Source organism: Bradyrhizobium sp. OK095 (assembly GCF_900109945.1).
Taxonomy (GTDB): Bacteria; Pseudomonadota; Alphaproteobacteria; order Rhizobiales; family Xanthobacteraceae; genus Bradyrhizobium.
In genome coordinates, this window is record NZ_FOBX01000006.1 from 108,429 (window position 1) to 126,212 (window position 17,784).

Consider the following 17,784-nt stretch of genomic DNA (forward strand, 5'->3'; position numbering starts at 1 on the left):
CTCGACGATCTCACATGTGGAGAGAAGCCCTTCACCCCAACCCTCTCCCCGTAAGAACGGGGAGAGGGAGATGACCACTACGTCCCTCCGCCTCCGCGCCGGCCTTGTTTCAATCGTGCTGCTCGCTGCGTTCCTCGGCATCTGGCATCTCGCCACGCGCTCGGCCGGCCCCACGACGGCCATGAGCCCGGAATACGCCAAGCTGATGGGCCTCACCGCCACGCAGGGCAAATCCGCGATGCCCGGCCCACTCGACGTCGGCGCAAAGCTCTGGGAGCATTTGCGGCGGCCGTTCTACGACAACGGGCCGAACGACAAGGGGCTCGGCATCCAGCTCGGCTACTCGATCGCGCGCGTCGGCATGGGCTATCTGCTCGCGGTGCTCGTCGCCATCCCGCTCGGCTTCCTGATCGGCATGTCGCCGCTGCTGAGCAAGGCGCTCGATCCCTTCATCCAGGTGTTGAAGCCGATCTCGCCGCTGGCATGGATGCCGCTCGCGCTCTACACCATCAAGGATTCTTCGATCTCGGCGATCTTCGTCATCTTCATCTGCTCGATCTGGCCGATGCTGCTCAACACCGTGTTCGGCGTGGCGAGCGTGCGCAAGGAATGGATCAACGTCGCGCGCACGCTGGAGGTCGGCACGCTCAGGCGAGCCTTCACGGTGATCCTCCCCGCAGCGGCGCCGACGATTTTGACCGGCATGCGCATCTCGATCGGCATCGCCTGGCTCGTGATCGTCGCGGCCGAGATGCTCGTCGGCGGCACCGGCATCGGCTACTTCGTCTGGAACGAGTGGAACAACCTCTCGATCACCAACGTCATCATCGCGATCCTGCTGATCGGGGTCGTCGGCATGCTGCTCGATCAGATCCTCGCGCGCTTCACGCGCATGGTCACGTTTCCGGAGTAGGGACCATGACCGACAAATTCATCTCCATCGAAGGCATCTCAAAGCGCTATCCCGGCGCGAGCGGTGCCACGACCACCGTCTTCGAAAATCTCTGGCTGTCGATGGCGCGCGGCGAGTTTTGCTGCGTGATCGGTCATTCCGGCTGCGGCAAGACCACGGTGCTCAACATCCTCGCCGGCCTCGATGCGCCGAGCGAGGGCGTCGTCATCGTTGACGGGCAGGCGATCTCGGGCACGAGTCTCGATCGCGCCGTGATCTTCCAGAGCCACGCGCTGCTGCCGTGGCGCACCGTGCTCGGTAATGTCGCGTACGCCGTGAGCTCGAAATGGCGGAAGTGGGATCGCGCCAAGGTTAAGGCGCATGCGCAGACTTTTATCGATCTCGTGGGCCTGACGGGTTCGGAGCACAAGCGACCGTCCGAGCTGTCCGGCGGCATGAAGCAGCGCGTCGGTATCGCACGCGCGCTGTCGATCACGCCGAAAATGATGCTGATGGATGAGCCGTTCTCGGCGCTGGATGCGCTGACGCGCGGCACGCTGCAGGACGAGGTGCGCCGGATTTGTCTGGAGACAGGGCAGACCGCGTTCATGATCACCCATGATGTGGACGAGGCGATCTACCTCGCCGACAAGATCTTTCTGATGACCAACGGCCCCGGTGCGGTGCTGGCCGAGGTCGTCGAGAACCCGCTGCCCAGGGATCGCGGCCGCACCGACCTGCACCGCCATCCGCTCTATTACGCACTGCGCAACCACATCATCGATTTCCTGGTGACGCGCAGCAAGACATTCGTCGCCGAGACGCCCGACCACGATCCGCGCAGCGTGCCCGTGATCCACATCGGCAAGCCCGGATTGACGATCGCATCAAGCGGCGACGAGCCACGACAGGCCTGGATACCCGGGACCAATCCCGGATTAAGTGCTTAAAAAGGGAGACCCTGACATGAAACGCGAAGACCTCACCGAAAAGCTGCTCGACATCAAGCGCGAGAAGGGCTGGACCTGGAAGCACATCTGCGAGCAGATCGGCGGCTATTCCGAGGTGCTGATAACAGGCGCGATCCTCGGCCAGATGAAGCTGACCAAGCCGCAAGCCGCGAACGCCGCAGAGCTGTTCGGCCTGACGAAGGCCGAGACCACCATGCTCAACGAAACGCCGATGCGCGGCATGCCGATGCCGCCGACCGATCCCCTGATCTATCGCTTCTATGAGCTCGTGATGGTCAACGGTCCGGCCTGGAAGGCACTGATCGAGGAGGAGTACGGCGACGGCATCATGTCGGCGATCGATTTCGACATGGTGATGGAACGCCTGCCGAACCCGAAGGGCGATCGCGTCAAGATTACGATGTCAGGTAAATTCCTGCCCTACAAATACTACGGCGCCAGCGGCAATGTGCCGGAGTATGGCTTCAAAGAGGATTGAGGCGGCGCGCGACACAACTTCGTCGCGATGACGCGACGCGCGCTTTCGAGAGCGGCGTCGCGACTTCTTGAAAGTGATCCGCGCCGGTATGGCGCTCCGAAGCCATCGGCTCCTTGACGAACAGTCCGGCGCCGGCTGTGCTAACTTGTAACGAGTTGCACAGCGTAGGCGTAAGGTCCGTTCGGACTGCGTTGCGCATTCCATGCGCAGTACCAGCCGCTGCCATAGGGCAGACCGGTATCCCATCCACTCGAGCTGATATTATCCCACTGCCAGTGCTTGACGTTGTCTTGGGGATTGGGCGGAAAAAACTGGCCCGAATAGACCATGATTTGTCCCTGCTGGGCCCTGAACGGCGCGGTGGTCTGCCAAGACAGCCAAAGATTGCCGTGCAGCTGATACGCGTTGAGGTACCACGTATAGGTGGCGGACTTGGTTTGGACCGCTTGGGCCTGGTCGGTGATTTGCCTCGCAACCATTTCGTTCATTATCGCCTCCCCTCAATGCTGTTGTTGATAATATTTTAGATTTTAGTTGCTGGATTTGCAACCAAAGGTCGATCACAAGGTGGTGTTGCCAAGGCTGGAAATTTTTGGAGCCAGGCCGGGCGGCGGCATCATGTTGGCGACCGACTTCGGCATAGCGATCGAGCGGGTCGCCAATCCGAAGGGCGACCGCGTCAAGATCACGATGTCAGGAAAATTCCTGCCGTACAAATATTACGGCGCCAGCGGCAACGTGCCGGAGTATGGCTTCAAGGAAGGCTGAGGCCCTTTCGTCATTGCGAGCGAAGCGAAGCAATCCAGAGTCTTTCCACAGCGGCAGTCTGGATTGCTTCGTCGCAAGAGCTCCTCGCAATGACGACGAGATGTGTCAGAGGATCGCGCCCGGCGTGTAGCGGGCGGCTTCAGGCTTGGCCTTAGCCAACGCATCGACCTGCTCGGCGAAGTGATCGACCTGAGCGCCGGCATCGCCTGAATTGGCGCGGCCGTGATCGAGCACGCGCTGGAGTTCGGCTTCGCCGAGGCCGAGACGCTGATCGGCGGCGAGACGCTGCAAGAGGTCGTTCTGCACGATCTTGCCGGTGCGCAGGTCGCGAATGGCGGCGACCGCGTGCTCCTTGATGGCTTCGTGCGCGCCTTCACGGCCGGCACCCTTCTTCACCGCTTCCATCATGACCGTGGTGGTCAGCAGGAAGGGCAAATAACGGTTCAGCTCGGTCGCGACGACGGCGTCGAAAATCTCCATCTGGTCGAGCACCGAGAGCAGGGTCTCGAGCAGGCCGTCCATGGCGAGGAAGGTATCGGGCAGCATGACGCGGCGGACGACGGAGCAGGAGACGTCGCCCTCGTTCCACTGATCGCCGGCGAGGCCGGCGGCCATCGCGAGATAGCCCTTCAGCACCACATGCAGGCCGTTGATGCGCTCGCAGGAGCGGCTGTTCATCTTGTGCGGCATCGCGGACGAGCCGACCTGGCCCTTGGCAAAACCTTCGCTGGCGAGTTCATAGCCGGCCATCAGGCGCAAGGTCTTGGCGAAGCTGCCCGGACCGCTGGCGAGATCGACCAGCACGCTCACCGCACGGAAGTCGAGGCTGCGCGGATAGACCTGGCCGACGGCATCGAAGCTCTTGGGCAGGCCGAGGTGCTTGAGGATTTGCTGCTCGAGCGCGCGGGCCTTGCCGGCATCGCCGTTGAACAGGGTGATCTGGTCGAGCCGCGTGCCGACCGCGCCCTTCAGGCCGCGCGCGGGATAGGTGTCGAGCACATTGACGAGGCTCTGATGCGCCAGCAGCAACTCCTCGCCGAACATGGCGATGCGCTTGCCGAGCGTCGTGACCTGCGCGGCCACGTTGTGGGTGCGGGCCGTGAACGGCATGTCGCGGAGCTGTTTTGCGTGTTTCGCAAAACGGATCAGCGCGGCGATGGTCTTGGTCTCGATCAGCTGCAGTCCGCGGTAGACCTGGAGCTGCTCGACGTTCTCGGTGAGGTCGCGGCTGGTCATGCCCTTGTGCAGGTGCTCGTGACCGGCGAGTTCACAAAACTCCTCGATGCGCGCCTTGACGTCGTGGCGGGTGATGCGCTCGCGGCGCATGATGGACTCAAGGTTAACCTGGTCCTTCACGCGCTCGTAAGCCTCGATCACGCCATCCGGCACCGGGATGCCGAGATCGCGCTGACCTTTCAGGACGGCGATCCAGTAGTCACGTTCGAGGCGGACCTTGCCTTCACCGCTCCAGATGGCGCGCATGGCGGGCGAGGCATAGCGTTCGGCGAGGACGTTTGAGATATGATCCTGGGACATGCCGCTCATTTGGCATCGCCCGGGGCTGTCTGCAAGCTGTTATGGAGCGAGCGGCGAACGGGGGTTGCCCCGCCATTCGCCGCTCCCCGTCGGCTTATTTCCCGGCCTTCACCTCGGCAGCCGCGACCGCGATCAATTCGCTCATTTTGGCGCGAATCGCCTGCTCGGTGATCGCCACGCTCTTGGCGGCGAAATCACCCATGACCTTGCGCAGGACGTCTGCATCGCCGGCTTCCTCGAAATCAGCCGCGACGACCTCCTTGGCATAGGCGGTGGCGGCTTCGCCGGTGATTCCGAGCTTTTCGGCTGCCCACAGGCCGAGCAGACGGTTGCGGCGGGCTTCCGCCTTGAACTTCTGCTCCTCGTCGAGGGCGAACTTCTTCTCGAAGCCTTCCTCGCGCTTGTCGAAATTGCTCATGCCTTGTCCAATTCCCTGCTGGCCGGACCGGGAGGCCCTCGTTGCGAGGGCCCCGGCGCATGCCTAGATAGGGGGCACGAATCGGCAAAACAACGAGCCGTTAAGCCGCAGGCAAGGCGGTATAAGTTGGCATCGGATGAGCCGGATCGATTGTACTGGGACGGCCAATCAGATAGGTTGCCTGAGGCTCGGTTCCTGTTCTGTTTCCTTGGTCTTTCCTTGGGTTCCAGACGGGCTCCAGGCCGTTCACGGCAGCTCCGCTGTGTGTCGTCGTTCTAGTCAACCGGAGCACACCAAAGACATGGATTTCAACAAAACACGGTACATCCCCATGAGCCGTCGGCGTCGCATTTATGAAGGCAAGGCAAAGGTTCTGTATGAAGGTCCCGAGCCCGGTACCCTGATCCAGCACTTCAAGGATGACGCGACCGCGTTCAATGCGAAGAAGCATCAGGTGATCGAGGGCAAGGGTGTCCTCAACAACCGGATCTCGGAGTACCTGTTTCAGCACCTCAACGACATCGGGGTGCCGACCCACTTCATCCGCCGCCTCAACATGCGCGAGCAGTTGATTCGCGAGGTCGAGATCGTGCCGCTGGAAGTGGTGGTGCGGAACGTCGCCGCCGGCTCGCTGTCGCAGCGCCTCGGCATCGAAGAGGGCACGCAGCTGCCCCGTTCGATCATCGAATTCTACTACAAGAACGACCAGCTCAACGACCCCATGGTGTCGGAAGAGCACATCACCGCGTTCGGCTGGGCGACGCCGCAGGAGATCGACGACATCATGGCGCTCGCCATCCGTGTCAACGACTTCCTCACCGGCCTCTTCCTCGGTATCGGCATCCGCCTCGTCGACTTCAAGATGGAGTGCGGCCGGCTGTTCGAGAACGACATGATGCGGATCATCGTCGCCGACGAGATCTCGCCGGACAGCTGCCGTCTGTGGGACATCAAGTCGAACGAGAAGCTCGACAAGGACCGTTTCCGCCGTGACCTCGGTGGCCTGCTCGAGGCCTACACGGAAGTCGCCAAGCGTCTCGGCATCCTCATGGAGAACGAGCGTCCGCAGGGCTCCGGCCCGGTGCTTGTGAAGAGCTGAAGAGGAACTTGACGTGAAGGCACGTGTCACCGTTACCTTGAAGACGGGCATCCTCGATCCGCAGGGCAAGGCCATCGAAGGCGCGCTGAAGTCGCTCGGCGTCGACGGCGTCGCCAGCGTCCGCCAGGGCAAGGTGTTCGACATCGAGCTCGCCGGCGCGGACAAGGCCAAGGTGGAGGCGGCGTTGAAGGACGCCGCCGACAAGCTGCTGGCGAATACCGTGATCGAGAACTATGCGATCGAGATGAAAGGCTGAGAGCTTGCAATGGCCGAGGTCAGCAACGAGTTGATCTTTGAGGGTCTTAAGCAAGTGCGGCAGAGGCTCGATCGCGTTGATCACAAGATCGACGAGATCAAGTCCGAACTGAACGCGCTCCGAGGCCATCAGATTTCAATGCAGCAGGACCTCCAGAACGTTTACGGGATACTCGGACGTTCTGACATGAGGTTTGATCATATCGAGCGCAGACTCGAGTTAAACGAAGTTCCCGCGCAATAAATCGGCTTCACAGCCACCCCACGCGGCGGAAGCGCCAGTACAGGCCGGCGCAGGTGAGCGCCATCATCCCCATCACGACGAAGTAGCTGTATTCCCATTGCAGCTCGGGGATGTATTTGAAGTTCATCCCGTAGATGCCGGCGACCGCGGTCGGCACGGCGAGGATCGCAAGCCATGAGGCGAGCTTCTTCGACACCGCCGTCTCCTGCGCCTGGCCGACCAGCAGACTTGCTTCGAACGCAAAGGCCAGCACCTCGCGCATGGAATCGATGCGCTCCTGGATGTTGCGGACGTGGTCGGTGACGTCGCGGAACAGCGGCTGCATGGTCGCGCGCACCATCGCCAGTTCGTCATGCTCCAGCCGGCGGCACACTTCCACGAGCGGGCCGATCGCGGTTCTAAGCCGCAACAGGTCGCGGCGCAGCATATAGAGCCGCTCGATCTGCGCCTTGCTGATCGGCTTGGAGAGCACGTCGTCCTCGATACCCTCGACCTCCTCGTGGATGCTCTCCAGCACCGGGGAGTAATTGTCGACGATGAAATCGAGGATGGCGTAGAGGATGTAATCCTCGCCGCGCGCCAGCGCCCGCGGGCAGCTTTCGCAGCGTTCGCGCACCGGCGTGTAGGACGTCGAGGCGCCATGGCGCACCGAGACCAGATAGCCTTCGCCGACGAAGATGTGCGTCTCCCCGAAGGCGATGCGGCCCTCGATCAGCTGCGCGGTGCGCGCCACGATGAACAGGGCCTCGCCATATTGCTCGATCTTCGGCCGCTGATGGGCGTTGTTGGCGTCCTCGATGGCGAGATCGTGCAGGTCGAACTGCTTCTGCACGGCGCCGAGCAGCGCCATGTCGGGCTCGTGCAGCCCGATCCACACGACGTGGCCGGGCTTGGCCCGCCAGCCCGAGGCCTCGCTGATGGCGATATTGGCAACGCGCCGGCCGTCGACATAGGCACCGGCAGCGACGACGCCCTCGGCGGGCACCGGTTCTGAAGGAGATGTGGGCAACGACGGGACATTCATGGCTTCCATCCCGGGCAAAATCGTTGGGCAGACGAGCCGTGGCTATGGCCTGTGTACAAGGGCGCCCGGCAAGGCTAGCACTGGTAAAATCCCCGTCAAATGGCTATGTCTCTTGACGAATTGGCCCTTTGGGCCAGCCCGATTCCCGTCATCGCCGGAACCCGAACCATGAAAGCCGCCATCCTCGTCTTTCCCGGAATCAATCGCGAGCGCGACATGGCGCGCGCATTGAGGCTGATCTCCGGCAACGAGCCCGCGATGGTCTGGCACGCCGAAACCTCGCTCCCCGCAGGCACCGATCTCGTGGTCGTGCCCGGCGGCTTCTCCTATGGCGACTATCTGCGCTGTGGCGCAATCGCCGCGCGTGCGCCGGTGATGGATGCGGTGCGCGACTATGCGGCCAAGGGTGGCCTCGTGCTCGGCGTCTGCAACGGTTTTCAGATCCTCTGCGAGTCCGGCCTGCTGCCGGGCGTCCTGATGCGCAATGCGCGGCTGAAGTTCATCTGCAAGGATGTGCATCTGCGGGTCGAGCGTTCCGACACCCCGTTCACCCGCGGCTACAATGCCGGCCAGGTGATCCGCGTGCCGGTTGCGCATGGCGAGGGCAATTACGAGGCGGATGAAGAGACCATCAAGCGCATCGAAGGCGAGGGGCGGGTGCTCTATCGCTATTGCTCGGCCGACGGCGCGGTCGACGAGAGCCACAACATCAATGGTGCTGCGCATTCCATCGCCGGCCTCGTCAACGACAAGGGTAATGTGCTCGGCATGATGCCGCATCCCGAAAACCACGTCGAAGACATCATGGGCTGCACCGACGGCCGCGGCCTGTTCGCCGGCCTCACTGCTCATCTGGAAAAGGCCGCGTGATCTCGTTTGTGCTGAAGCGGCTGTCGGCCGCCATCGCTGCGCTTGCGTTTGCAACGGCCGCGTTCGCGCAGGATTTCCCAAAACGTCCTGTGACCATGATCGTGCCGTTCGCGGCCGGCGGCACCTCGGACGTGATCGCGCGCACGGTCGCCGAGCAGATGGGCATCGCGCTCGGCCAGACCATCGTGATCGAGAACGTTGCGGGGGCCGGCGGTTCGACGGCGCTGGCACGTGCGTCCCGCGCCGAACCTGATGGCTACACCATCGCGATCGGCAATGCCGGCACCAATGCTGCGACCTACACGATCTACCCAAAGCTGCCGTTCACGCCCGACTCCTTCGTGCCGATCGCGATGGTGGCGAAGACGTTCGGCATCATTGCGATCCGCAAGGACTTTCCGGCGAAGGACCTCAAGGAGTTCATCGCCTACGCCAAGGCCAATCCGGGCAAGATCAATCTCGGCCATGCCGGCGTCGGCTCGTCGAACTATTTGATCTGCAAGAGCTTCGTCACCGCCGCCGGCATCGATGCGACGCTGGTGGGCTATCGCGGTGCTGCGCCCGCGCTCACCGATGCGATCGGCGGCCAGATCGACGGCGTCTGCGATGCGGCGGCCTCGGTGTCGCAATCGGTCAACGAGAAGCTGGTGCGGGGGCTCGTGGTCGGCTCGACCGTGCGGCTTGCGACACTTCCCGATCTGCAGACGTCAGCTGAAGCGGGCCTCCCCGAATTCGAGGCGCAGGGCTGGAATGGGCTGTTTGCGCCGAAGGGCACGCCGCCGGCCATCATCGCCAAGCTGAATGCAGCAGCGCGTACCGCGGTCGAGACCGACGCGGTGAAGAAGCGTTTTGGCGAGCTCTCGACCGTTGCGCCCGATCCCGACGAGCACACGCCGGAGCTGCTTCAGAAGCTCGTGACGCGCGACGTCGAGAAGTACCGGAAAATGCTGGCGGACGACGCCAAGTAATTGCTGTCTTTCGGCTGCGATCTCGTGAACCTCGATCGCGTTCGAGACGACTGACTCCTCGTCGCCATCAAGGCGTGCGCGTCCGGGGTCGCAGATTTCTGCGGAGGTGAGCAACTCAAAGTTGTTTCATCGCGACAGTTGCGATATCAGGAAGCCTGCGCTGCCGTTGTGCTCCTGGATGTCACATGCCCGTCGCTTTGGTCGTTCTGCTGCTCGATATCTCGCTGATCTATCACGCGTCGCGAACCGGGCGGTTGCAGCCCTGGGCCTTCATCATCCTGATGGTGCCGTTGATCGGCGCGCTCGCATATATCGCGGTCGAGCTCGCGCCGGAATGGTTTTCCAGCCCCGGCGCGCGGCAGGCGCGCCAGCGCGTTGCCAACCGCCTCGATCCCGAGAAGCGCTATCGCGAGCTGTGCGACCGGCTGGCCGGCACCGACACCATCGCCAACCGCGCGGCGCTGGCCGAGGAGTGCGCGAAGGTCGGCCGCTATGGCGAAGCCGAGCAGCACTATGACCACATCCTCAAGCTTCCGATGGGCCACGATCCCGCCTATGCACTCGGCAAGGCGCAAGCCGAATTTTCCGCCAAGCGCCCGGCCGATGCACTGGCGACGCTCGACAACCTTCAGAAGCAATGGCCGGATTTCGACTCCGCCGACGCGCATCTGCTCTATGCCCGCGCACTCGCCGAAGTCGGCCGGCTGGATGAGGCGCTGGAGGAATATCACGCCGTCGCCGGCTATTTCCCGGGCGCCGAAGCGCGGGTGCGCTACGGCATGCTGCTGCAAATGGTCGGCCGCAGCGCCGAGGCGCGAATGGTCTTCAACGAGCTGCTGATCCAGATGCGCCGCGCCCCAAAATATCTGCGTGACGCGCAGGCCGAGTGGCTGTCGATCGCGGAAAAGCAGATCTCGGCCTGAGCGGGATGTGCCAAGCAGAATCGCTTCAGGTTGGGAGCCTCATAGAAACACCAGCGATATCCAGGGCACGAAGGTAATCAGCAGCAGGCCCAGGAACAGCCAGGCGAGATAGATCCAGATCCTGCGCATGCCGGCATCCGGCGGAACACCGCCGATGATGCAGGCGGCGTAGTAGCAGAGGCCGAACGGTGGGGCGAACAGGCCGAGGCCCATGGCGAGGATCACCACCATCGCATAGTGCACCTCGTTGATGCCGAACGTTGCTGCCACCGGGAACAGCAGCGGGCCGAACAGCACGATGGCCGGGATGCCCTCCAGCACGCTGCCGAGCACGATGAAGGCGACCACCGAGATCAGCAGGAAGCCGTAAGTGCCGCCGGGCACGCCGGCCATGCGCGCCGCCAGATCATGCGAGAAACCGGATTGCGCCAGCGCCCAGGCCATCGCGCTCGCAGCCCCCACGATGAACAGGATCGAGCCGGACAGCGAGGCGGTCTGCACCAGCATCGGCAGCACGTTCTTCCAGACCAGGCTGCCGCGATAGATGATCAGGCCGAGCACAAGGCAGTAGGCGATGCCGATGGTCGAGACTTCGGTCGCGGTCGCAAAGCCCTCGACCACCGCGCTGCGGATCAGGAACGGCAAGGCCAGGGCCGGGAGCGCGGCCCAGAATGTCCTTGCCACCACCGACATCGGCGCGCGCGCGACCTTGATCGCGGCATTCTCCTCCGCGCCCGCCCGATAGCGCGCGACGAAGGCAAGCACGATCGCCAGCACGATCCCCGGCAGGATGCCGGCGGTGAACAGTGCCGCAATCGACACGCCAGTGACGGAGGCGATCGCAATCAGCACGATCGACGGCGGAATGGTCTCGCTCATCGCACCTGAGGCCGCGAGCAGCGACACCAGCTCGCCATCCTTCATGCCGCGCTTACGCATCTCGGGAAACAACACCGGGGCAATCGCCGCCATGTCGGCGGTCTTGGAACCGGAGATGCCCGAGACCAGCAGCATGGCGCCCAACATCACGTAGGACATCCCGCCGCGGACATGGCCGAGCACCGACGCCAGGAACGCGACCATGACGCGCGCCATGCCGGTCTGCTCGACCAGTTGTCCCAGCAGCACGAACAACGGCACCGCGAGCAGGATCAGCGAGCTCATGCCCTCGTCGATCCGCCCGACCACGACCAGCAGCGGCGTCCGCGTCGTGGTCAGCAGGAAAGCGACGGTCGCCAGACAGAAGGAAAACGCGATCGGCACGCCCGCCATCACGGCGCAGCCGAGCAGACCAACGAAGAAGATCAGCAGGTTCCAGTTGCCGAGCGACTTCAGCGAGGGACCTGCGAGATAGAGTACGCAGGCAATCGCCGCGAACAGGACGGCGACGGCAAGCAGGTCTTTCGCCGATCGCTTGACGAGCGTCAGGCAGATGCTGACGAGCGCGATAATGCAGCCAACCGGAATCGCCGCGGCACGGACCATGCCGGACCAGCCGAGCGCCGGCGTCTCGACGAAGGCCTGGTCCTCCACATAATCCAGCGCCGGATGCAGGATGATCGCGAGGAACAGCGCGACGCCGCCGGCGGCGAGCGTCGATGCCCAGGCCTCGGCGCGCGGCGAGAGATACGACGTGAAGAAGGTCAGGCGCATATGCGCCGAGCGCTGCACGGCAATCGCGCTGCCGAGCATCGCCAGCCACAGGAACAGGATCGACGCCAGCTCGTCCGTCCAGATGATCGGCCGGTGGAAGAGTCCGCGCGCGACGATGCCGGCAAACAGGATGACGACCTCGGCGACAACAGCGATCGCCGCGGGGATCTCCACCAGCCAGCGCAGCGACTGCTCCAGCCAGCGTCCGCGCAACGGTCGCGCCTCGCCGAGCGTTACCGTTTCCGGCATGCCGATCGCCGCGCTCATGCCAGCGCTCCGGCCGCGGCCTCCAGCGTCTTCCAATTGTCCTCGCCGAACTTACCGCGCCATTCCTTGTAAAAGCCGGCGGCCGACAGCTCCTTGCGGAAGGCCTCCTTGTCGGAGACCTCGAAGGTGATGCCTTTGGCGATCAGCTGGTCCTTCAGCGTCAGATTGAGCTTTGCGGTGTCCGCGCGCTGCTCCATCGCGGCCAGGTCGAATTCGCGCCGCACGATCGCCTGCAACTCGTCGGGCAGCGCCTTCACAGAGCGGCGGTTGCCGAGGATGAAGAACGGATCCCAGATGTGGTTGGTCTCGGAGATGTATTTCTGCACCTCGTAGATCTTGCCGGCCTCGATGGTGACAAGTCCGTTCTCCTGACCGTCGACAAGATGGGTTTGCAACGCAGTATACAATTCGTTGAAGTTGATCGAGGTCGGGTTGGCGCCGAGCGACTTGAACAGCGAGGTGAAGATCGGCGACACCGGCACGCGGATGCGGTAACCGGCGAGATCGGCCGGCGTCCTAATCGGCTTGGTGAACGACGAAATCTGCCGGAACGTGTTGTCGGCGGGCTTGGCGATCACCAGCGCGCCAGTCTTTTCGATCTGGGTCGCGATCAGCTTGCCTAGATCGCCATCCATCGCATTCCAGACCTGGCCGTAGTCCGAGAACGCGAAGCCGACATTGGCGATGCCGGCGATCGGCGCCACCGTCGACAGCACCGAGCCGGCGATGTTGAGGAAATCGACGCCGCCGCTGCGGATCTGGGTCAAGAGATCGGTGTCCGAGCCGAGCTGTGAGGCAGGAAAGAACTTGATCTCCAGCCGGCCGCCGCTCGCTTCCTTGACCCGCTTCACGGCCTGATCGAGGCGGGTGTTGATCGGCTGCGTCAGCGACTGGCCGGTAGCGAGCTTGTATTCGAACTCCGCCGCCTGCGCCGATCTGGTGCGAATCGCGACCAGCGGAACGGCCGCGGCCGCCACCATGAAGTTGCGCCGTGAAATCCTGTGGCCCTTGCCCGACATCGTTGGTCCTCCCTTGATGATCTTGTGCGGCGCCTTTGTCGGCGCACGTGCTCATTGCCGCGCGCAGGCTTTTCCGCGCCGGTGTCGTCTAAATCGCTGTAGCTGGTGAAAGGGCCTGGCCTTGCGTTCCTTCCCCCGGGCGGATCGGCGCCTTGCGCCGTCCTGTTTCCTCGTCGGAGCCCGTCTGTCGCGGGCTGCCTTGAGCTCGAAGCCTAGATCGCTGGTCATGCACGACAATTGAATTATATTCGCCGTCACTTTAGCTGGCCTAAAAGGTTTCCTGATGCAGATACCGTTCCGCGCCATCATTGTCTTCCACGCGGTGGCGCGCGCGGGCAGCATTTCCCGCGCAGCGGACGAATTGCGGGTGACGCCGTCGGCCGTCAGCCAGCAGATCCAGGCGCTGGAGCTGCATCTCGGCACGGCGCTGACCTCGCGAGTCGGGCGTAACATCACGCTGACCGAGGCCGGCGAGCGCTATTTCGAGATGATCAGCCGCGAGATCGAGCACGTCACCGACGTGACGCAGCATGTCCGCGGCATCCGCTCCGCCACCACGTTGACGGTGCGCGCCGCGCCGAGCGTATCGAGCAAATGGCTGCTGCCCCGGCTTGCGAGCTTCGTCGATGCCAATCCCGACATCGAATTGCGGCTCGACGGCACCAATGAACCGACCGATTTCCGCAAGGAAAATGTCGACCTGGAGATCCGCCACGGCGAAGGCGGCTGGGCCGGTCTGTTCGTCGAAAGCCTCGGCAAGGAGCGGTTCCTTCCGCTGTGTGCGCCCTCGTCCTTTGCGGCGGGCAGTCTTTCCGCTCAGGACCTGCTCAGGCACCGGCTGATCCATTCGGTGAAATCACAAATGCAATGGCCGCGCTGGTTCACGGAGGCCGGCATCGAGCCTGCCGAACGCTGGAAGCGCGTGCTGTTCGACCGCAGCCACATGGCGATCGACGCTGCCGTCGACGGTCTCGGCATTGGGCTTGAAAGCGAGCTGCTGGCCTGGCGCGAATTGCGCGACGGCCGCCTGGTCTGTCCGGTGAAGGACCCGCCGGAGGTTACGCTGACCACGCAGTGGATCGTCTGCCCGCATGGCCATCTGCGCCACCGCAAGACCCGCACCTTTCTCGACTGGCTGCGCGGGGAGCGCGACGCCTGGAGCGCGCGGCAAGGCGCGCCGATTGTTTAGCGCGCCTACATCGTCGCGGCAGATAATCTGAATTGCCCTCGGATTCGCCGCTGCCTAACGTTTCGGTGCAAGGCGAACGCGGCCGGACTTCACGGCTGCAACAACGCCGTCACCCGAGGAACGCTTAAGGAAATCCAGATGAATCTCCATCGCATGCTGCTGGAGCGCAAGGCGGCCGGCAAGCCTGTTACCATTGGCCTGATCGGAGCAGGAAAATTCGGCCTGATGTTCCTGTCGCAGGTGCGCCAGACCGACGGCATGCATCTCGTCGGCGTTGCCGACCTGAATACCGCCCGCGCCCGGGCCCAGCTCAAGCTCGGCTGTTGGCCCGAGGAACAATATGCGGCAACGTCGATCGACGATGCTCTCAAGCACGGCCGCACCATCGTCACCGACAATGCTGACGCGTTGATCACCCATCCGGCGATCGAGGTGATCATCGAGGCGACCGGTGATCCCGGCGCCGGCATTCGTTTCGCGATGAAGGCGATTGAGAACGGCAAGCATATCGTGATGGTCAATGTCGAGGCGGACGCGGTGGCTGGTCCCATCCTGGCGCGCAAGGCGAGGCAGGCCGGCGTCGTCTATTCGCTGGCCTGGGGCGACCAGCCGGCGCTGATCGCCGATCACGTCGACTGGGCGCGCGCGGCCGGCTTCAAGGTCGTCGCCGCCGGCAAGGGTACGCGCTACCACCCGACCTATCACCAGTCGACGCCGGATACGGTCTGGGACATTCTCGACAAATACATGAAGATCAAGGATCGCAACTCGATCAACCCAAAGATGTTCAACTCCTTCGTCGACGGTACCAAGTCGGGCATCGAGATGACGGCGGTATGTAATGCGACCGGGCTGCATGCGCAGAGCGAGGGCTTGTCGTTCCCGCCAGCGACGCGTTTCGAACACGCCGAAATCTGCAAGCCGAAATCCGACGGCGGCATGCTGGAGAAGTCAGGCGTCACCGAGGTCACTTCATCGGTCTATCGTGATGGCACCGACGTCCCGCAGAGCCTCGTGATGGGTACCTATGTGGTGTTCGAGACCGACAGCGCCTATTCCGAGGAATGCTTCCGTGAATACAGCATGCTGCAGGACAAGACCGGAAAATATGCCTCGCTGTACCGTCCGATCCACATGATCGGGCTCGAGCTCGGCATCTCCGTGGCTTCCGCGGCACTCCGCAAGGAGCCGACCGGTGCGCCGATCATGTTCAATTCGGACGTGGTCGCGACCGCCAAGCGCAAGCTCAAGGCAGGCGAGATGCTCGACGGCGAGGGTGGCTTTTGTGTCTGGGGCAAGCAGACTCCTGCCGAGGCGTCGCTCAAGGAAGGTTATCTGCCGCTTGGTCTCGCTCACAACGTCAAGCTCAAGGCCGACATCGAGCTGGGCCAGCGCGTGAGGTGGTCGGACGTCGAGTACGATCCGGACAGTCTCGCCGTGCGGGTGCGCCGCGAGATGGAGGCGGCCTTCCGGCAACCAAACATTGCTGCTTGATTGGCGCAAAAAAGCGAAGACAACCGAGATTGCTGGCGGACGACGCCAATAGCGTCCGCTAGCGCAGCTTGAACTTCTCCGCCGGCACCGTCATCGCGGCGACGCCCGCCATGACCAGCAGCAGCCCCAGCGCCAAATTCGACGGCACGCTCTCGCCGAGCAGCAGCACGGAGAGGCCGACGCCGATCGGGATGCGCAGATAGCCTTGCGCGTTAGTGGTCAGCGTGCCGAGCCGGCCAAGGCAGATATAGAACAGCATCAATCCGAGCGCGCTGGAGACGATGCCCATGACGATTGTGGCTGTGATCGCCGTCGGCGTCGGGTGCAGCGTCCAGGGCTGGTCGATGATCAGCGCGGGCGGCAGCAGGATGAGGCCGCCGAACAAGAGCGAGCCGGCGGCCACCACCATGGGGTCGTATTCGGAGAGCCTGAGGCCGAAGATCGTCGCGCAGGCAAAGGAAATGGTGGCGAGCAGGATCGCGATCTCCGCGATGATCTCGCCACTGAGGCCGCGCAGCGCGTCGAGACCGACGATGGCGATGGTGCCCGCGAGGCCCAGCATCGCGCCGGCAAGCTTCAGCAGTGTTGCCGGCTCGTGCCGCGTGATCAGCGAGGTAATCAGGAACGCGAAGATCGGCGTCGTCGAGGCCAGCACCACGGTGTTGGAGGCCGGGACATATTGCTGCGACCAGGTGATGATCAGGAACGGGAAGGTCGAGTTGATCAATTGCTGCGTGGCGAACAGCTTCCAGGCCTTTGCGTCGGTCGGGAGCTTGATGCCGCGCATCCACAGGATCGCGAACAGGAAGGCGGCCGCGATCAGCGAGCGCGTGGAAATGAAGGTGATCGGCGGGATCGTTGGGAGCGCGAGCTTCGCAAGCGGATAGGTCGAGCTCCAGCAGCAGGCGAGCGCGACCAGCAGCGCATAGTCGCGCCAGTTGCGCGCGCCGGTGGCGGCCATGGATGGCAACGGCGCTGACACGGAGGCCGCCGCGCGGCCCGTCGGCGATGTGCTCTGCGGCACCTTGTTTCTGCTCCCCGGCGCGAACGCGCTTGGCCAAGTCTGGGCGAGGGGGCGGCAAAAGGGAAGGCGGCGAGCTATGCGTTTGGCTGAGGGAGTGGCTTCCGCTTCGCCCGCTTGATCGTTCCGGAGAAGGTGAACAGAAGGCGCTCGCCTGCGGCCATCTGCCCGCGCAGGAAGATCAGCGAACCGCCGGCGCGGGTGACCTCGCCGGTGCATTCGATCAGCTCGCCCTCGTGTCCGGCATCGAGGAATTCGCAGCCAAAATTGACCGTTACGCCGCGGCCCTGCAGCGCATGGCGGCCGATCGCGAACAGGCAATAATCGGCAAAGGCCATGAAGCAGCCGCCATGGACGTTCTGGGAGCCGTTGAGGTGCTTTTTCTCGACCCGGAAAGCGCAGCGGACGCTGCCATCGGCCTCCAGGCGGTGCCAAAAGGGGCCGATATGGTTCTCAAAGCTGTCGCGGATCCAGGTCTGCCAGCCCTCGAATTCCCCCTCGGTTGCGACATGCAGCTCGGGGCGGGGAGATGGGGCGGTTTTGGTCAATTCGTGCAAGGAAATGGGCCTTCAATTACGGGTCTTTAGCCCTTAAATCCGATCTGTCAGCGCGTTGCAATTCCTGTTCCCGCACCGACCTGCCGCAAAACGTGGGACAGCGGGAAAATGCGCCATAAAGGGCTTTTCGTGAGCCCT

General features: G+C 63.3%; 19 protein-coding genes and 1 pseudogene. 12 read left to right on the forward strand and 8 right to left on the reverse strand.

Translation table 11 applies throughout. The annotated features are described in order from the left end of the window. Positions 1–70: 70 nt before the first annotated feature. Genes ntrB through cynS form a run of 3 tightly spaced genes read left to right on the forward strand, consistent with a single transcriptional unit; the run spans position 71 to position 2,341 of the window. On the forward strand, positions 71–913 hold the full coding sequence (gene ntrB / locus BMW89_RS17160) for a nitrate ABC transporter permease (RefSeq protein WP_092028177.1): 843 nt from the start codon (positions 71–73) through the stop codon (positions 911–913). A 5-nt stretch (positions 914–918) separates the two neighbouring features. After that, positions 919–1,842: an ABC transporter ATP-binding protein gene (locus BMW89_RS17165; RefSeq protein WP_092028178.1), complete on the forward strand. Its 924-nt coding sequence runs from the start codon at positions 919–921 to the stop codon at positions 1,840–1,842. 16 nt (positions 1,843–1,858) lie between these two features. Next, a complete protein-coding gene (cynS, locus tag BMW89_RS17170; RefSeq protein WP_092028179.1) occupies positions 1,859–2,341 on the forward strand; it encodes a cyanase in 483 nt (160 codons plus the stop codon). A gap of 140 nt (positions 2,342–2,481) precedes the next feature. Here cynS and BMW89_RS17175 read toward each other — a convergent pair whose 3' ends face one another. Continuing rightward, on the reverse strand, positions 2,482–2,829 hold the full coding sequence (locus BMW89_RS17175; RefSeq protein WP_092028180.1) for a hypothetical protein: 348 nt from the start codon (positions 2,827–2,829) through the stop codon (positions 2,482–2,484). A 118-nt stretch (positions 2,830–2,947) separates the two neighbouring features. Between BMW89_RS17175 and BMW89_RS17180 the strand changes: the two are divergent. Further along, a pseudogene (locus BMW89_RS17180) lies at positions 2,948–3,109 on the forward strand (cyanase); the annotation flags it as partial. 105 nt (positions 3,110–3,214) lie between these two features. Here BMW89_RS17180 and purB read toward each other — a convergent pair. After that, entirely contained in the window at positions 3,215–4,654 is a 1,440-nt protein-coding gene (purB, locus tag BMW89_RS17190; protein ID WP_244547613.1) for an adenylosuccinate lyase, read from the reverse strand. A gap of 85 nt (positions 4,655–4,739) precedes the next feature. Then, a complete protein-coding gene (locus BMW89_RS17195) occupies positions 4,740–5,063 on the reverse strand; it encodes a DUF1476 domain-containing protein (RefSeq protein ID WP_092028182.1) in 324 nt (107 codons plus the stop codon). Positions 5,064–5,394: 331 nt separating this feature from the next. Here BMW89_RS17195 and purC point away from each other — a divergent pair, with 331 nt between their 5' ends. The 3 genes from purC to BMW89_RS17210 are packed head-to-tail and all read left to right on the forward strand — an operon-like array spanning position 5,395 to position 6,661. After that, positions 5,395–6,162 (forward strand): phosphoribosylaminoimidazolesuccinocarboxamide synthase, encoded by a 768-nt coding sequence (purC, locus tag BMW89_RS17200; RefSeq protein ID WP_177196110.1) that lies wholly within the window; start codon positions 5,395–5,397, stop codon positions 6,160–6,162. A gap of 13 nt (positions 6,163–6,175) precedes the next feature. Beyond that, positions 6,176–6,418 carry a phosphoribosylformylglycinamidine synthase subunit PurS gene (gene purS / locus BMW89_RS17205; RefSeq protein WP_092028184.1) on the forward strand — a complete coding sequence of 81 codons (243 nt, stop codon included), beginning with the start codon at positions 6,176–6,178 and terminating at the stop codon, positions 6,416–6,418. A 9-nt stretch (positions 6,419–6,427) separates the two neighbouring features. Further along, positions 6,428–6,661: a hypothetical protein gene (locus BMW89_RS17210; RefSeq protein ID WP_092028185.1), complete on the forward strand. Its 234-nt coding sequence runs from the start codon at positions 6,428–6,430 to the stop codon at positions 6,659–6,661. Positions 6,662–6,668: 7 nt separating this feature from the next. Here BMW89_RS17210 and BMW89_RS17215 read toward each other — a convergent pair whose 3' ends face one another. Then, entirely contained in the window at positions 6,669–7,685 is a 1,017-nt protein-coding gene (locus tag BMW89_RS17215; protein WP_092028498.1) for a magnesium and cobalt transport protein CorA, read from the reverse strand. 168 nt (positions 7,686–7,853) lie between these two features. Here BMW89_RS17215 and purQ point away from each other — a divergent pair, with 168 nt between their 5' ends. The 3 genes from purQ (at position 7,854) to BMW89_RS17230 (ending at position 10,446) form a co-directional block, all read left to right on the forward strand. After that, positions 7,854–8,555 carry a phosphoribosylformylglycinamidine synthase subunit PurQ gene (gene purQ, locus BMW89_RS17220; RefSeq protein ID WP_092028186.1) on the forward strand — a complete coding sequence of 234 codons (702 nt, stop codon included), beginning with the start codon at positions 7,854–7,856 and terminating at the stop codon, positions 8,553–8,555. Then, on the forward strand, positions 8,552–9,523 hold the full coding sequence (locus BMW89_RS17225) for a tripartite tricarboxylate transporter substrate binding protein BugD (protein ID WP_092028187.1): 972 nt from the start codon (positions 8,552–8,554) through the stop codon (positions 9,521–9,523). Before purQ ends, BMW89_RS17225 begins: the two co-directional genes overlap by 4 nt. Before the next feature lie 185 nt (positions 9,524–9,708). Continuing rightward, positions 9,709–10,446, forward strand: coding sequence for a tetratricopeptide repeat protein (locus tag BMW89_RS17230; protein ID WP_092028188.1), 738 nt, complete (start codon positions 9,709–9,711; stop codon positions 10,444–10,446). 39 nt (positions 10,447–10,485) lie between these two features. Here BMW89_RS17230 and BMW89_RS17235 read toward each other — a convergent pair whose 3' ends face one another. Further along, positions 10,486–12,366, reverse strand: a complete 1,881-nt coding sequence (locus BMW89_RS17235) for a TRAP transporter large permease (protein WP_092028189.1) — start codon at positions 12,364–12,366, stop codon at positions 10,486–10,488. Further along, positions 12,363–13,385 (reverse strand): TRAP transporter substrate-binding protein, encoded by a 1,023-nt coding sequence (locus tag BMW89_RS17240; protein WP_092028190.1) that lies wholly within the window; start codon positions 13,383–13,385, stop codon positions 12,363–12,365. Before BMW89_RS17240 ends, BMW89_RS17235 begins: the two co-directional genes overlap by 4 nt. Before the next feature lie 283 nt (positions 13,386–13,668). Here BMW89_RS17240 and BMW89_RS17245 point away from each other — a divergent pair, with 283 nt between their 5' ends. Together BMW89_RS17245 and BMW89_RS17250 are read left to right on the forward strand one after the other, a co-directional pair. Beyond that, on the forward strand, positions 13,669–14,574 hold the full coding sequence (locus BMW89_RS17245) for a LysR substrate-binding domain-containing protein (protein ID WP_092028191.1): 906 nt from the start codon (positions 13,669–13,671) through the stop codon (positions 14,572–14,574). Between the two features lie 138 nt (positions 14,575–14,712). Beyond that, the gene (locus tag BMW89_RS17250) at positions 14,713–16,068 is read left to right on the forward strand and encodes an NAD(P)H-dependent oxidoreductase (protein WP_092028192.1); all 1,356 of its coding nucleotides are present in this window, start codon (positions 14,713–14,715) and stop codon (positions 16,066–16,068) included. 58 nt (positions 16,069–16,126) lie between these two features. Here the strand turns inward: BMW89_RS17250 and BMW89_RS17255 are convergent, their stop codons facing one another. Together BMW89_RS17255 and BMW89_RS17260 are read right to left on the reverse strand one after the other, a co-directional pair. Continuing rightward, a complete protein-coding gene (locus BMW89_RS17255) occupies positions 16,127–17,092 on the reverse strand; it encodes a DMT family transporter (protein WP_092028193.1) in 966 nt (321 codons plus the stop codon). Between the two features lie 74 nt (positions 17,093–17,166). Then, a complete protein-coding gene (locus tag BMW89_RS17260; protein ID WP_177196111.1) occupies positions 17,167–17,646 on the reverse strand; it encodes a PaaI family thioesterase in 480 nt (159 codons plus the stop codon). Positions 17,647–17,784: the final 138 nt, after the last annotated feature.

Excerpts from the sequence above, each read along its gene's own strand:
- ntrB (WP_092028177.1), top strand. The coding sequence starts at position 71 with ATGACCACTACGTCCCTCCGCCTCCGCGCCGGCCTTGTTTCAATCGTG.
- BMW89_RS17240 (WP_092028190.1), bottom strand. The coding sequence starts at position 13,385 with ATGTCGGGCAAGGGCCACAGGATTTCACGGCGCAACTTCATGGTGGCG.
- BMW89_RS17235 (WP_092028189.1), bottom strand. The coding sequence starts at position 12,366 with ATGAGCGCGGCGATCGGCATGCCGGAAACGGTAACGCTCGGCGAGGCG.
- purQ (WP_092028186.1), top strand. The coding sequence starts at position 7,854 with ATGAAAGCCGCCATCCTCGTCTTTCCCGGAATCAATCGCGAGCGCGAC.
- BMW89_RS17165 (WP_092028178.1), top strand. The coding sequence starts at position 919 with ATGACCGACAAATTCATCTCCATCGAAGGCATCTCAAAGCGCTATCCC.
- BMW89_RS17230 (WP_092028188.1), top strand. The coding sequence starts at position 9,709 with ATGCCCGTCGCTTTGGTCGTTCTGCTGCTCGATATCTCGCTGATCTAT.
- BMW89_RS17245 (WP_092028191.1), top strand. The coding sequence starts at position 13,669 with ATGCAGATACCGTTCCGCGCCATCATTGTCTTCCACGCGGTGGCGCGC.
- BMW89_RS17195 (WP_092028182.1), bottom strand. The coding sequence starts at position 5,063 with ATGAGCAATTTCGACAAGCGCGAGGAAGGCTTCGAGAAGAAGTTCGCC.
- purB (WP_244547613.1), bottom strand. The coding sequence starts at position 4,654 with ATGAGCGGCATGTCCCAGGATCATATCTCAAACGTCCTCGCCGAACGC.
- purC (WP_177196110.1), top strand. The coding sequence starts at position 5,395 with ATGAGCCGTCGGCGTCGCATTTATGAAGGCAAGGCAAAGGTTCTGTAT.
- BMW89_RS17210 (WP_092028185.1), top strand. The coding sequence starts at position 6,428 with ATGGCCGAGGTCAGCAACGAGTTGATCTTTGAGGGTCTTAAGCAAGTG.
- BMW89_RS17175 (WP_092028180.1), bottom strand. The coding sequence starts at position 2,829 with ATGAACGAAATGGTTGCGAGGCAAATCACCGACCAGGCCCAAGCGGTC.
- BMW89_RS17250 (WP_092028192.1), top strand. The coding sequence starts at position 14,713 with ATGAATCTCCATCGCATGCTGCTGGAGCGCAAGGCGGCCGGCAAGCCT.
- cynS (WP_092028179.1), top strand. The coding sequence starts at position 1,859 with ATGAAACGCGAAGACCTCACCGAAAAGCTGCTCGACATCAAGCGCGAG.
- BMW89_RS17215 (WP_092028498.1), bottom strand. The coding sequence starts at position 7,685 with ATGAATGTCCCGTCGTTGCCCACATCTCCTTCAGAACCGGTGCCCGCC.